The organism is Pantoea sp. PSNIH1, from assembly GCF_007680655.1.
Taxonomy (GTDB): domain Bacteria; phylum Pseudomonadota; class Gammaproteobacteria; order Enterobacterales; family Enterobacteriaceae; genus Pantoea; species Pantoea eucrina.
Genome location: NZ_VEIP01000001.1, coordinates 278,695 through 292,443, shown reverse-complemented (window position 1 = coordinate 292,443; position 13,749 = coordinate 278,695). Strand labels below are relative to the sequence as shown.

The window sequence follows — 13,749 nt, the reverse complement described above, 5'->3', positions numbered from 1 at the left end:
ACAGACCTGAGACTAAGGAACACTGAAGTGAACAAAGATGCCCTTCTCTATCCGTTACGCAACACCCAGGATACTGAACATGATACGGCCCTGTGGAACTGGGCGCAGAACTCTGTCGTGGGCCAGCGTCAGCAGCTGCATCAGCCGCAAACGGAAGCTGAGCTACAGCAGCTGCTGCGCGATACGCGCGGAAAAGTGCGTCTGATCGGCAGCCGGCTGTCGCCAGGCCGGATGCTCTGCGTGCAGCCTGATGACCTGCTGCTCGACCTGAGCGCCTTTACCGGCGTGGTGGCTGAAGATGACAATTCCATCACTTTTGCAGCCGGTACGCTGCTGCAGGAAGTTTACGACACCTTAACCGCACGCGATCGCATGCTCGCCTCTTCGCCGGGCGTGATTGCCGTTCAGACGCTGGCCGGCGCGCTGGCGACCGGCACTCACGGTCAGGGTTTACAGCAGAGTTCACTGGCCGATGAAGCGCTGCGCATCCGTATGGTGCTGGCTGATGGCAGCATACGCGAGTTTACGCGCGGTGAGCCCGAGTTTCCGGCAGCGCAGGTTGCACTGGGTTCGCTTGGCGTCGTGACGGCGGTTACGCTGCGCACCCAGCCGTTTCGCTTATTTACCTGCTGCAAGTTTGCCGTCAGTGCCGATGGACTGGAGCAGGATCTGCTGAAGTGGAATAGCGACTATGAGCTGAGCAAAGCCTGGTGGTTTGTCGATGACAACCTGATGCACGTCTGGAACGCTGAACAGGCGAGCGATGAGGATACGCAGGCCTGGCACGCCAACGGACGTCAGGTGATTGAGCATGGCGATAACGCCGACAGCAGCCTGAACCATACGATCGATCAGACGCTGGCGCAAATGCACCGCGATACGCAAATCCACGGTAAAGGCGGTAAACAGTTCCGCACCGTCACCCGGTTCCGCGATTTCACCGATGTCAGCGGCGATATTTATCAGCTTTTTTGTCGCGGTATTGCGGTGCCGCAGATCAACGTAGAAATTGCCGTGCCGCTCGATAGAACGCCGCAGGTTATCAGCAAAATCAAAGCCTGGTACGCTGAGCATCAGCCGCATATGCACTACCCGATTATCCTGCGCTGCACCGGCGCCTCGGAGGGCTGGCTGAGCCCGTCACATCAGCAGCCCTCCTGCTTCTTTGGCTTTGTGGTCTACTACGCGGATGATGGCTCGCTGTCGCAGGAGGGCCTGCATTTTCTGACGGAGGTGGAGAAGCTGCTGGCTGCCGAAGGCGGACGTCCGCACTGGGGGAAATATTACGATCCGCAGCGCTATCAGTGGCGCGATATCTATCCACAGTGGGATGCGTTCCGCGCGGTGCGTGAGACGCTGGATCCTGCCCGTCGTTTCAGTAACGACTATACCACCGCGCTTTTTGACTGATGTTTGTACAGGGAGAGAGTATGTTCGCCTGGGTAACGCTGCTGACGCAGCCCGATTATGTTATTGGCGTGAAAGCGCTGCACCGTTCGCTTCAGCGCAGTGAAACCCGCTGGCCGCTGGTTGTGATGGTAACGGATGCAATCGATGCTGACACGCGCGCTGCGCTGCAGGCTGCGGGCTGCGTGATCCATCCGGTCGCACCGCTGATGCCTGATAGCGCGCTGGAGCAGCACTACGCCTCGGCACAGTTTGGCGAGGTGTGGAGTAAACTACGCGCGTGGGAGCTGACCGACTATGAGCGCGTGGTCTTTCTGGATGCCGATATGCTGGTCCTGCAGAATATGGATGAGCTGTTTACGCTGGATATGGGTAAGTATGCGCTGGCCGCCTGCCACGCCTGCCGCTGTAATCCAAACCAGATTGCGAGCTATCCGGCCAGCTGGCAGCCGGAAAACTGTCACTATACCTGGCATGACCGGGGTGAAACGGCGCCCGCCACGCTTGATGCTTATCTCAATGGCGGTTTCCTGGTGCTGAAACCGGATAACGCTGTGTTCAGCTGGCTGCAGCAGAAAGTGCAGGAGATTGACGATCTTAAGCGCTATCCCTTCTCCGAGCAGGATCTGCTGAATGAGGTGTTTGCCGGACGCTGGCTGCCGCTCTCTTATATCTATAACGCGCTGAAGACGCTGCCATTTCAGCACAGCGCTATGTGGCAGCAGGATAAGGTTAAAAACCTGCACTATATCCTCGCCAAGCCGTGGAAGCGCGATCTCAATCAGCCAGAAGAAGAGCGCGACCGCTATTATGCGCTGGACAAGCTGTGGTGGGAGCGCGGTACCGCATAGCGGCGCCGGTTTTCATCGGCGGCCAGGGCGCCATGAATGGCGCCCCTACAATGATGGTGTACCGTAGGGGCCGCATTTATGCGCCCTGGTTTTATACGCGGTCAGGGCGCCATGAATGGCGCCCCTGTAATGGCGGTAAGGGCCGCATTATTGCGGCCCTGATTTTACGCGGCCAGGGCGCCATGAATGATAATGCAACGTAGGGGCCGCATTTATGCGGCCCTGGTTTCAAACGGCCGGTTAACGCCAGCCGAGCGCCGGGGCGACGTGGGTGAGGATGCTGTCGATAACGTGCGCGCAGTAATCAACGCCGAGCTGATTTGGAATTGTCAGCAGCAGCGTATCTGCCTCTGCGATGCCTTCATCTTCTGCCAGCATCTTTATCAGGCGATCCGGCTCGGCTGCATAGCTGCGGCCGAAGATGGCGCGCGTCTTCTCATCCAGAAAACCGACTGAATCCTGATCCTGACCACCGCGGCCAAAATAGGCGCGATCGGTATCATTCATCAGCGCAAAAATACTGCGGCTCACCGACACGCGCGGCGTGCGCTGATGGCCTGCGGCAGCCCAGGCTGCACGGTAGGCACGGATCTGCTGCGCCTGCTGCACATGGAAGGGTTCGCCGGTTTCATCATCTTTCAGGGTAGAACTCTGCAGGTTCATCCCCTGCTCTGCGGCCCAGACGGCAGTGGCGTTTGAGCCGGAGCCCCACCAGATACGCTCGCGCAGCCCTTCAGAGAACGGCTCCAGGCGCAGCAGCCCTGGCGGGTTCGGGAACATCGGCTGCGGATTTGGCTTTGCAAACCCCTCACCGCGCAGCACGTCCAGCAGCGCCTCGGTATGCCGGCGTCCCATATCTGCATCGCTCTCGCCGGCGCGGGGATCAAAGCCAAAGTAACGATAACCCTCAATCACCTGCTCCGGTGAACCGCGGCTCAGTCCGAGCTGCAGACGGCCGTTAGAGATCAGATCGGCTGCGCCCGCATCTTCTGCCATATAGAGCGGATTTTCATAACGCATATCGATAACGCCAGTCCCGATTTCAATGCGGCGGGTTTTCGCCCCCACCGCCGCCAGCAGCGGAAACGGCGAACTCAGCTGACGGGCAAAATGGTGGACGCGGAAGTAGGCGCCGTCGGCCCCCAGCTCTTCTGCCGCCACCGCAAGGTCGATAGACTGCAGCAGCACATCCTGCGCCGAACGGGTGGCAGAATGGGGTGACGGCGTCCAGTGACCAAATGAGAGAAAGCCAATTTTTTTCATGTTTCAGTGCTCCCCGCCGGCGACAGGACCGCCTGGCGTTACGTGTGCATAAATCGATAAACAAAGGGTACGCCAGCGCGGCAGGCAGTGATAGCCAATAGTTTTCGTGCGCATCTTCAACTTTTTTGTACAACCGCAGCCACCCTCTCGCTTATCAATCTCAGCTATCCTTAAACACTGATTTGCCGAACAGGCTGATGCACTCAGGGATGCCCTATGCACCTTATCTCTTTACCTATGTATGACATCGACAGCGCGACGACGGCGGCGACAACCAGCGCGCTGCTGAAACTGCTGGCAAAACGCGATGTGACAGCAGAGGTGGTCGCCCCGGACGATCTGCTTACCCACTGGCGCGACGACAATCTGCTGCTGAGCCAGACCTGCGGCTATGCGCTGGTCAGTCAGCTGCCGGAGGTACAGCTGGTTGGTACGATGCAGTCGTGCGCAGCGGGCTGCCAGGATCTGCGTTATCGCAGCTGGCTGGTGGTGCGCCAGGCGGAGAACGCCCGCATGCTGGAAGATTTTCGCGGACGCCGTGCCGTATGCAACAGCGCTGACTCACACTCCGGTTACAACGCCCTGCGCTATGCGATCGCACCGCTTGCAGAGAACGGTAAATTTTTTGCCGAAACGCACTTCAGCGGCAGCCATCAGCAGTCGCTGGCGGCGCTGCGCCGCAATGAAGCGGATATCGCCGCCATTGACTGCATTACCTGGGCGCTGCTGCAGAAGTATCAGCCGCAGGCGCTGGCCGATGTGACAATTATTGGCGAGACGCCGCTCTGCCCGGCCCTGCCGCTTATTACCTCTTCCCGCACCGATAGCCTGCTGCTGGAAAAACTGCGCAGCGCCTTATTTGAACTGGCCAACGTTGAGGATTTTAAACCGCTGATGCAGGCTAACCTGCTGGCCGGTTTCTCCGTGCCCCGCCGCAGCTACTATGATGAGGTGCTCGCGTGGGAGCAGCAGGCGGCAGCCATGGGCGTTACCCGGCTCTGAACAACGCGGGAACAGGTGACTAACGGGAAAATTTGTTACACTCGCCGCAGTCAATTCAGGAGAATGTAATGACCGCGCGCTCTGTAACGCTGGATGATGTCGCCCGCCTGGCCGGCGTCTCTTATCAAACGGTTTCCCGGGTACTGAACCATTCGTCGCAGGTCTCGGCACGCACGCGCGCCCGGGTAGAGGCGGCGATGGCAGAACTCAGCTACGTACCCAACCGGGTGGCGCAGCAGCTGGCGGGAAAGGCAACGCGCACGCTGGGACTGGCCACCAGCGATCTGGCGCTGATGGCGCCGGCGCAGATCGCCTCTGCGATTCAGCAGCGGGCCGCGGCGGCGGGGTATCACCTGGTGATCGCCATGGCTAACGCGCAGAGCGCCGCATCCGATACGGTCAATGAGCTGCTGGCGCAGCGCGTTGATGCCCTGCTGATTAACCTGCCGCTGGATGCCGCACAGGCGGCGCAGATTCAGCAGCAGTGCGGCAGTAAACCCGCCCTGTTTCTTGATGTCGAAACCTGCGCGCCGGTGCCGCAGTGTCAGTATCAGAGTAGCTGCGGGGCGCGGCAGGCTGTGGATCATCTGGTGGCGCTGGGGCATCGTGAAATTGGCGTGCTGAACGGTCCGGCGCGCTCAGCCTCTGCCCGCGCACGTTTTGCGGACTGGCAGCGGGCGCTGGCACAGCATCAGCTGCAGCCTTATTGTGTTCTGGAGGGTGACTGGAGCGCGGCGTCCGGCTATCAGGCACTGCTCACCCTGCTGCCGGATCGGCTGCCGCAGGCGCTGTTGGTGGCTAACGATCAGATGGCGCTGGGTGCGATGCGCGCGCTACACCAGCACGGCGTGGCGATCCCGGCGGATATCTCGCTGATTGGTTACGATGACACCGCAGAGAGCGCCTGGTATCAGCCACCGCTGACCACCATCCGGCAGGATCTGCAGCAGCTTGGGCGTATCAGCGTGGACCGGATCCTGGCGCAGCTGGCCGGAGAGACGCTGCCTGCGCCGTTGCTCGAGACCGGGCTGATTCTGCGCGAAACCACGGCCGCTCCGCAGCAGGATGGCCTGGATAACAGCGAAATTGCCCGCCAGCTGCAGGTCCTGGCGCAGGCATTAAAAAGGTCGCCATAATGGCGACCTCGTCACAGTGAAACCTTACTGCCGCACTTAATGTCCTTTCGGCTCACCCATGCTTTTCAGTTTTTTCGACAGGTCGCGACGCTCTTTCGACAGATCGGCGTTTTTAATGATGTACTCATCCACGCGATCTTCATAGTCCACGCGCATAGAGGCGATAATCTCCTGGATCGCCTCCACGCTCATGCCGGGTTTGATATATTCACTCAGGTTATCCAGCAGCAACACACGTTTCTGGTTATCACGGATTTTCTTTTCGTTATCGTGAATTTCGCGCTGCAGTTTGTTTTTACGACGAAACATACGCACAAACTCCAGCACGTCCTGAAATGATTGCTTGGCATTTTCCATGTTGGCACCTTTCTTAAGGCCTGCAGCAGCAGGCGGAATAGTCATATAACGTCAAGAGTTGTAGCTTAGCGGCTGTTGAGCCGGGTTAGCAATTCTCACAGCAAATTTCAGACTGGCTCTTATCTTAGCGCAAAGAAAGGGCGATTCGCACTAAGTGGTTGCCGGAGAAAACTATTTACGCAGCGCCAGCCGGACCAGATCGGTCATGCGCTCCAGCTGCCGCGCCTGCTCCAGGCTCAGCCAGACGTAGCCGTAAATCGCCGTGGTTTCAAGCTGCGCGCTGCCGCTGGCGATCAGCGCCTCCAGCTCCTGCACTATCTCCTCCAGGGCGTGGCTGTTTGCGATAACCTGTTCCGTCTCGCCTTTTTGCAGCAGCAGCGCCAGCGCGTTCAGCGTCTCTTCAGTCATCTGCTGGGTACGCCGCAGCGCAGGTGCACTGAGCAGCAGCAGATGACTCTCGCGTGAGGCCCACCAGGCTTCAATCTGCATCTGCATGGTATTGACCATGTTACGGTTGATGGTCTGGATCGCTTCAAACACCGATTTTGGAATACGCGTCTCTTTACTGGCGGGCTCAAGCAGCGCGCGCATTCTGATCACGCTGCTGAGCAGCTTCTGAAAGCGCGTATTGAGACGCGGCTTCTCGACCAGATTAGGGGAAAAGCCGGCGTGATGAATCTTTGCCATGCTGACAAACGCATCTGAAAGCTGTATACGCCAGTGGATATAGGCGCGCTGCGCCCAGATGGCACTGAACAGCAGCGCCATCAGCGAGCCTAAAATCACATCGCCGCCGCGCCACAGCGCCACGGTGAAATCACCGGCTGGCGCCCCTACCACCACGCCGAGCGTGATGCCAATCAGCAGCGCCATGTAGGGATGTTTGCCCAGCGTCAGATAGCCACAGACAATCATTACCGCAAAGCACCAGACCAGCATCAGCGGCAGCGAGATCAGCTCCAGCTTCAGCGCAATCAGTCCGGAAATCAGCCCGGCAAAGGTTCCGCTGATGCGCTGAATCACGCGCGGCAGCACGTTTCCCCAGGTTGAGATAGGTCCCATTACCACCACCAGCGTAATCAGTGGCCAGGTACCTTCGGGAATATTTGTCAGCCTGACAAACAGAAAGCAGAGCACAAAGGCGATTGCGATACGCACGCCGTGTACGGCGCGGTAGTGGCGGTAGAACCAGAATTCAATCGACGAGACAGGCTTGTCAGCGCGTAACATGGTGATCCGGAAACGGGAAAAATTTGCGCGCTATGTTACCCTGGCATGGCAGCTGGCTTCAGCCCCTGCCGCCGCTTTTTCCCGCTTTTTTTCTATCCGTACGTATCAGGTAACCGTGGCGTTACATTCTGCTTTCAATAAAGAAACGCAGCGATAACGCCACGGTTAAACCTGTCAGAGTTTACGCTTCACGTAGTCGCTGATACGGGTAAGAATGCCCGCCTCTTCAACCGTCTGCAGCGCATAGAGCGGATAGCTCGCCAGCTGTTTGTCTTTATCCAGTACCTGAATCTCACCAATCTGCTCGCCCGCTTTCAGCGGCGCGGTAAGATCTTTGCGATCGATAACATATTTCGCCATCACGTTAGCCACTTCGCTGCGCGGCAGAGACAGATAGATATCCTGCGTGGTGCCTACCTCGACTTTATGCGGATTGCCGTACCAGACGTTTTCGTTGCCGATCTTCTTACCGGCATGGAACAGCTGCACGGTATCGAAGTTGCTCTGCCCCCACGTCAGCAGCTTGCGCGCCTGCTCTTCGCGTCCTTTGGAACTTTTGCCGCCCATGATCACCGCAATCAGCCGGTGACGCCCTTCAACACTGGAGGCGACGATATTGAACCCGGCGCTCTCGGTATGCCCGGTTTTCATGCCGTCGACGTGCAGATGCTGATCCCACAGCAGGCCGTTACGGTTGTTCTGCGTAATGCCGTTGTAGCTCAGGGTCTTTTCGCTGTACATGGCGTAAAAGTCCTGCTCGCCATTAATAATGGCGCGCGACAGCACCGCCAGATCGCGCGCTGTGGTGTGCTGACCCGGCGCATCGAGGCCGTGCACGGTTTCAAAATGGGTATGCGTCAGACCGAGCTTCTGTACATAGTGGTTCATCATGGTGACGAAACTTTCCTGGCTGCCGGCGACATAGTCTGCCAGCGCCACGCAGGCGTCGTTGCCGGAGTCGATAATGACCCCGCGCATCAGATCGCGTACCGTGACTTTATCGCCTGGCTTGAGGAACATCAGCGAAGAGCCTTTAAACACCGGGTTTCCGGCCGCCCAGGCATCTTTGCCTACGGTCACAACATCATCCCGGGTAATTTTTCCCTGATCGACGGCGCGATCAACCACATAGCCGGTCATCAGTTTAGTCAGGCTGGCGGGATTACGCTCCGCATCCGGATTGCCGGCAGTGAGGATCTGCCCGGTGGTAGCGTCCATTAATACCCATGATGCGGCATCAATACCCGGCGCCGTCACGGGAAACGCCAGGCTGTCCTCCGCCTGCGCTATTGATGCCACAAACACTAATCCAGAAAGAGTTACCCACACACGCCTTTTCAACACATCGTCCTCAGTTTAAAAATGAATTTACCGCCGCACGTTGTACGGCAAATAGCGCTTTGATATCTGAATAAATTGAAAAAAAGTATGTCCCGTACAGAAAAAACTCAGACCCGCCCGCAGCGCAATGGATGAGGGTTGTACTGACTGAAACGCCCGACTATTCTGTGGGTTGATTTTTCAATCCAGGATAACGCCGTGCCCGCCTCTGAGTTCACCTTTCTGTTCCATGATTATGAAACCTTCGGGAAGAGCCCGTCGCTGGATCGTCCGGCCCAGTTTGCCGGCCTGCGCACCGATGCCGACTTTAACCCGGTGGGTGAACCGCAGGTGTTCTACTGTCAGCCTGCAGATGACTATCTGCCGCAGCCGGAAGCGGTGATGATCACTGGCATTACGCCGCAGGTTGCGCGCGCGCGCGGCGTTACGGAAGCGGAGTTTGCTGCACTTATCCACGCGCTGTTTACCCAGCCCAATACCTGCGTGATCGGCTATAACAACGTGCGCTTTGACGACGAAGTCACGCGCAACATCTTCTACCGCAACTTTTTTGATCCCTACGGCTGGAGCTGGCAGAACGGCAATTCGCGCTGGGATCTGCTGGATGTGATGCGCGCCTGCTATGCGCTGCGCCCGGAAGGGATTGTCTGGCCGGAAAATGATGAGGGCTTTCCCAGCTTTAAGCTGGAGCATCTCACGCAAGCCAACGGCGTGGCGCACGAACAGGCGCACGATGCGATGTCGGATGTATGGGCGACGCTGGCGATGGCAAAACTGGTCAAAGAGAAGCAGCCAAAGCTGTATGCGTTTCTGTTTGCGCATCGTAATAAGCAGAAGCTGATGACCCTGATTGATATTCCGCAGATGAAGCCGCTGGTTCACGTCTCCGGTATGTTTGGCGCCGCGCGGGGCAATACCAGCTGGATCGTGCCGCTGGCGTGGCATCCTGATAATAAAAATGCGCTGATTGTGGCGGACCTGGCGGGTGATATGACGCCGCTGCTGGAACTGGAGCCGGACGCGCTGCGCGAGCGCCTCTATACGCGGCAGAGCGAACTGGGCGATGCGGCTCCGGTGCCGATCAAGCTGGTGCACATCAATAAGTGCCCGGTGCTGGCCCCGGCCAGTACGCTGCGCCCGGAGGATGCGGAGCGGCTCGGGATCGATCGCCAGCACTGTCTGGCGAACCTCGCCCTGCTGCGCCAGCACGTCGACGTACGCGAAAAAGTGGTGACGCTGTTTGCTGAAGCGGAGCCGTTTACGCCGTCGGAGGATGTTGATGCGCAGCTCTATGACGGCTTCTTCAGCGATGCCGATCGCGCCGGCATGAATATTCTGCGTCAGACGGCGCCGCAGAACCTGCCCGCGCTGGATCTTACGTTTAACGACGCGCGCGTCAATCCGCTGCTGTTCCGCTACCGGGCGCGTAATTTCCCCGGCACCCTCGACGATCGCGAGCAGCAGCGCTGGCTGCAGCATCGCCGCGAAGCGTTAAATCCAGAGCGGGTACAGGCGTTTCTGCTGGAGCTGGAGTCGCTCGCCAGCCTGCACGAAGAGGATGCGGATAAGATGGCGCAGCTGAAAGCGCTCTATCACTACGCTCAGGCGCTGGTCTCCTGAGGAGAGGCGCTGCGGCGGCAGGGTGTTGCCTGCCGCCGCAGGCCCGTATCAGGCCGCACAGGCTCAGAACCGGTAACTGATGCTTATCGCCGCCGCCGTATCCGACCAGCCTTTGTCGCCCACCTGCTGTCCGATGGTGCCTTTTACGCCCAAGCCGCCGCCCAGCGCCCCATCGATTCCGACGCGCGCCTCCGCGATGTTGCGGCTGCCGTTCTGCGAAACGCTGACGCAATCCATCCGCACCACGTACTCGCGCGTGTTGTGGATCCAGTTCACCTCCGCGAACAGCCCGAACTGGCGTCCGGTGTTGTCGTCCAGCTGCGAGTGACCTTTCATGAACGCCTTCATCCCCAGGCTGCTGCTTATGTTATCCTGGCCTGAACCCTGCACCAGCGTACCGTTGCGCTCGGTATGATCATCCGCCTTAATTCCTGACCAGCTCACCCGCGCCTGCGGCTGCAGAAAGAATGCCGTGCGCGCATTTGCGCCCAGCGGGATCACATAGCCGGTGGAGAGTGATGCGCTCAGCCCTTTTGAACTGTAGGATTCGCCCGCCTCGTCCTCACCATCCACGCTATTGTTAAACCAGCTGTACTGCAGCGTGCTGTCTGCCCACAGGCCCCTTTCGTCCGTGCCCTGCGCGAACCAGGTCCCGTAAAGGCCGGTAGTGTACCCGTTAACCTGCCCCCGGGCCCGGTAGCCGGTGATGGTTGATGCGGTGTTGCTTTTGCTGTTGCCGTAGCCCGCCATCAGACCAAAACGCGCCGTTTCCGTCGCCGCCACATCACCGCCCAGCATCGTCACGCTGCTGTTAGCGCGGGTTGAAAGCTGTCCGCCGCCCGCGTTCAGGCGGTTATGATCGCCCGATGTGCGCAGCCACAGCGAAGTATGCTTCTCTTCCCCCGTGACCGGATCAAGGTACCAGGTGCCCTGGCGGTCGTTCATGCGTGTGTCGAACAGCGTCGAAGCCGTGGCCAGGTTTGCCGCATAGGCGCCCCCCTCCGGACGCAGCACCATGACGCCTTTGCCGCTGCCGTCGCTACCGCTGCTGCCCCCGCTGCCACTGCCGTTATCACCACCGCTGTTATCACCGCTGCCGCTATCACCATCACCGCCACCATTATCGCCACCGCTGCCGTTGCCCTCTTCTTCATCCGGAATAATGGGAAGCCCGGTTTCAAGATCCGTACGGTTGGTGAGATACCAGTCCCGGTTCCCGCGCACCAGACGGTAGTCGTAGGCGCCCGCCACGATGCGGCCCTCTTGCGTAAAGGCGCTGCTGTCCGCGCTGCCCTCTACCTCAATCAACGTAATACCGTTCAGCGTCTCTGCGCCGCTACCGCCCAGATTATTCACCCGGACCCGGGTAGTGCCGGTTACATCACCGGTCACGACCAGCCGATCTGAAGTGGCGCTGTCGTCGCCCAGTTCAGTACCAAACAGCAGCAGGCCGTTATAGCCGGTGTAGTTGCCGTTTACGGTCAGCACCGCACCGGCGCTGCTCCCGGCAAGGTTGATGGTACCGGCGTTGATGATGTCGCCCAGCGTCCGGCTAAAGCCGTTAAGGTCAATAAGACCGGTGCTGTTGTTTGTCAGGGTGTCAGTGTGAAGCTGCGTACCACTGCCGGTAATCAGCACGGTGCCGTCGTTAACGAAAGTGCCTGACGTAAAGCCAGCACCCTCTTCAAGCTGCAGGATGCCGGCGTTGTCATACTGGCCGGAGAGACGCATGCTGCTGCCTGCGCCACTCAGCAGCATAGTGCCGCCGTTCGTCACGCGCCGGGTGGTAACTGCTGCGCCGCCAGTGACGCTGAAGTCAGCATTGCTGGTCAGCCCGTCTGCGAGCGTGAGCGTGGTCCCGGTATCTCTGAGCATGACCCGGCCATTATTAGTCAGCGCAGCTGCAGTGATTTTTGCGCCGGATGCCGCCTCAACAGCGCCCACATTTGTAAACGGTCCGGTAATATTAAGCGTTGTATTCTCGCCAGCCACTGACAGCCGTCCGCTGCCTGTATATCCTGCATTCATATTCACAACGGTTGGTGATACTGAACCGCTTACGATGACGGTGCCGTCGTTGGTTACCTGCCCCAGATCCTGGCTTAGGCCATTCAGGTCCAGCGTACCTGTGCCTGACAGGCGATAGCGGGAGTTTCTGCTTAAGGCGTTGGCCGCTCCCGCGCGCAGCACTCCGCCGGTTACAGAGGTGGTGCCTGAATAGCTGTTCTGATTAGCCAAAGTAGTGGTGCCGGATAACACGGCGACATCCCCGTTGCCTGTGAGAGCATGGGTAAAAACATAATCTGAACCGGTGTGATCAAATACCACGCCTGCACGCGATGATGACGTTGAAGCCAGGGCAATTGAACGGGTTAAACGGGTATTGATCACGCCTGGCCCATTTATTCCATTTGTGGCATCACCAATCTGGAGGGTTGCCGGGGCTGAGCCTGAGCCTCCGGTTAAGCTGAAGGTATTTGCCGTCAGAGTGCCGCCTCCGGCAAGCAGCAGGCGCCCCCCGGTCTGAACCATATTGCCCGTCAGATCGGCTAATCCACCGTTCAGAACCTGCAGGTTGGTTCCAGTGGCAATCAGGTCAGCCACCTGCAGAATTGAGTTCGCGCCGTTGACGCTTATTAAACTCCCGTTCGCTATTATATTTTTTGGAGGGGCATTACTACTGGTCCCCGCCCGTATATCGAGCAGGCCGCCATTGTCTATATTAATAGTACTGTTTGTTAACCGCTGGTCATCCACGAGTATGCTTGAATGCATCCTCAGGTATGAACCTTTACCAGAAACGTTAATTGTGCTGCCGTCACTGATTAAACCGTTTATTTGCGCAACATTGCCTGTTGCACCATCCAGTATATTGAGCACCGATCCCTTATCTAATGAATAATTATTATCGAAATTATACAAGTTAAAGTGTGAACCGCTGCCTCTGGCCGTCACGGTGCCATAGATCTCACTTCGCTGTAGATAGAGACGGCCGCCATTGCTCACCAGCACTGAACCTGCGCCCGGCGCGCTGCTGTCACCGAGGCTCATGTCAAAAGAAGTGAGATGAGTAGTCGCGCCAGTCAGCAAAAACGTGCCAAACCGGCCTACTCTGATAATGTCTGAAAGGCTGGAAAACGATCCATCAGAGAGGGTTGCCGTTCCCGTGGCTAAAATACCAATATTCCCTGAACAGCCTCCCGATGGCTGACAGGTGAGAGATGAATCGCCTGAGTTAGAAACCTGAGCCCGCGAGACAGGCACGCTGCAGAGAGCAGCCCCGAGGATGAATTGACAGCCTGTCGCTGTAACGAGCCTGAGAAGCGCCATTTAATATTCCTTTTAAAAGGACACAGAGAGTAATATTGATAATTATTCAATCCTGCTAAATAAAGCACAATCAATTTAGTCAAAAAATAAAGCAACTTTACATAAGTCAGCTTATGAATTAGCAGAAGCACGCGGGCAGATATTCTTATTGATATTTTTTTATTTTATTAAGTTGTGAATAAAATAAAAAACTGTGATTTATTCGCGAAAAG

The 13,749-nt window shown here is 57.9% G+C and carries 10 protein-coding genes; 5 read left to right on the top strand and 5 right to left on the bottom strand.

Features of this window, described 5'->3' with window-relative positions; genetic code table 11:
• Nucleotides 1-27 precede the first annotated feature (27 nt).
• Together FS690_RS01300 and FS690_RS01295 are read left to right on the top strand one after the other, a co-directional pair.
• Complete coding sequence (locus tag FS690_RS01300; protein ID WP_145338963.1) at nt 28-1,410, top strand: D-arabinono-1,4-lactone oxidase; 1,383 nt, start codon at nt 28-30, stop codon at nt 1,408-1,410.
• 20 nt (nt 1,411-1,430) lie between these two features.
• Nucleotides 1,431-2,258: a glycosyltransferase family 8 protein gene (locus FS690_RS01295; RefSeq protein WP_104085166.1), complete on the top strand. Its 828-nt coding sequence runs from the start codon at nt 1,431-1,433 to the stop codon at nt 2,256-2,258.
• A 240-nt stretch (nt 2,259-2,498) separates the two neighbouring features.
• Here the strand turns inward: FS690_RS01295 and FS690_RS01290 are convergent, their stop codons facing one another.
• Nucleotides 2,499-3,521 carry an LLM class flavin-dependent oxidoreductase gene (locus tag FS690_RS01290; protein ID WP_039385272.1) on the bottom strand — a complete coding sequence of 341 codons (1,023 nt, stop codon included), beginning with the start codon at nt 3,519-3,521 and terminating at the stop codon, nt 2,499-2,501.
• A 216-nt stretch (nt 3,522-3,737) separates the two neighbouring features.
• Between FS690_RS01290 and FS690_RS01285 the strand changes: the two genes are divergently transcribed.
• Both FS690_RS01285 and FS690_RS01280 read left to right on the top strand, forming a co-directional pair.
• Nucleotides 3,738-4,523, top strand: a complete 786-nt coding sequence (locus FS690_RS01285; protein WP_039385276.1) for a phosphate/phosphite/phosphonate ABC transporter substrate-binding protein — start codon at nt 3,738-3,740, stop codon at nt 4,521-4,523.
• Between the two features lie 68 nt (nt 4,524-4,591).
• Nucleotides 4,592-5,659, top strand: coding sequence for a LacI family DNA-binding transcriptional regulator (locus FS690_RS01280; RefSeq protein WP_039385279.1), 1,068 nt, complete (start codon nt 4,592-4,594; stop codon nt 5,657-5,659).
• 36 nt (nt 5,660-5,695) lie between these two features.
• Here FS690_RS01280 and FS690_RS01275 read toward each other — a convergent pair whose 3' ends face one another.
• From FS690_RS01275 to dacD, 3 genes are all read right to left on the bottom strand, one after another.
• Entirely contained in the window at nt 5,696-6,016 is a 321-nt protein-coding gene (locus FS690_RS01275; protein WP_039385998.1) for a DUF496 family protein, read from the bottom strand.
• A gap of 171 nt (nt 6,017-6,187) precedes the next feature.
• Nucleotides 6,188-7,246, bottom strand: coding sequence for an FUSC family protein (locus tag FS690_RS01270; RefSeq protein ID WP_039385281.1), 1,059 nt, complete (start codon nt 7,244-7,246; stop codon nt 6,188-6,190).
• A 174-nt stretch (nt 7,247-7,420) separates the two neighbouring features.
• Nucleotides 7,421-8,590 (bottom strand): serine-type D-Ala-D-Ala carboxypeptidase DacD, encoded by a 1,170-nt coding sequence (gene dacD, locus FS690_RS01265; protein WP_094112140.1) that lies wholly within the window; start codon nt 8,588-8,590, stop codon nt 7,421-7,423.
• A gap of 195 nt (nt 8,591-8,785) precedes the next feature.
• On the opposite strand from dacD, the gene sbcB reads away from it, so the two are divergent.
• Complete coding sequence (gene sbcB, locus FS690_RS01260) at nt 8,786-10,207, top strand: exodeoxyribonuclease I (RefSeq protein WP_145338962.1); 1,422 nt, start codon at nt 8,786-8,788, stop codon at nt 10,205-10,207.
• Nucleotides 10,208-10,270: 63 nt separating this feature from the next.
• Here the strand turns inward: sbcB and FS690_RS01255 are convergent, their stop codons facing one another.
• Nucleotides 10,271-12,811: an autotransporter outer membrane beta-barrel domain-containing protein gene (locus FS690_RS01255; protein WP_186368968.1), complete on the bottom strand. Its 2,541-nt coding sequence runs from the start codon at nt 12,809-12,811 to the stop codon at nt 10,271-10,273.
• Between the last annotated feature and the right edge of the window lie 938 nt (nt 12,812-13,749).

Excerpts from the sequence above, each read along its gene's own strand:
- FS690_RS01290 (WP_039385272.1), bottom strand. The coding sequence starts at position 3,521 with ATGAAAAAAATTGGCTTTCTCTCATTTGGTCACTGGACGCCGTCACCC.
- FS690_RS01295 (WP_104085166.1), top strand. The coding sequence starts at position 1,431 with ATGTTCGCCTGGGTAACGCTGCTGACGCAGCCCGATTATGTTATTGGC.
- FS690_RS01280 (WP_039385279.1), top strand. The coding sequence starts at position 4,592 with ATGACCGCGCGCTCTGTAACGCTGGATGATGTCGCCCGCCTGGCCGGC.
- FS690_RS01270 (WP_039385281.1), bottom strand. The coding sequence starts at position 7,246 with ATGTTACGCGCTGACAAGCCTGTCTCGTCGATTGAATTCTGGTTCTAC.
- FS690_RS01275 (WP_039385998.1), bottom strand. The coding sequence starts at position 6,016 with ATGGAAAATGCCAAGCAATCATTTCAGGACGTGCTGGAGTTTGTGCGT.
- FS690_RS01285 (WP_039385276.1), top strand. The coding sequence starts at position 3,738 with ATGCACCTTATCTCTTTACCTATGTATGACATCGACAGCGCGACGACG.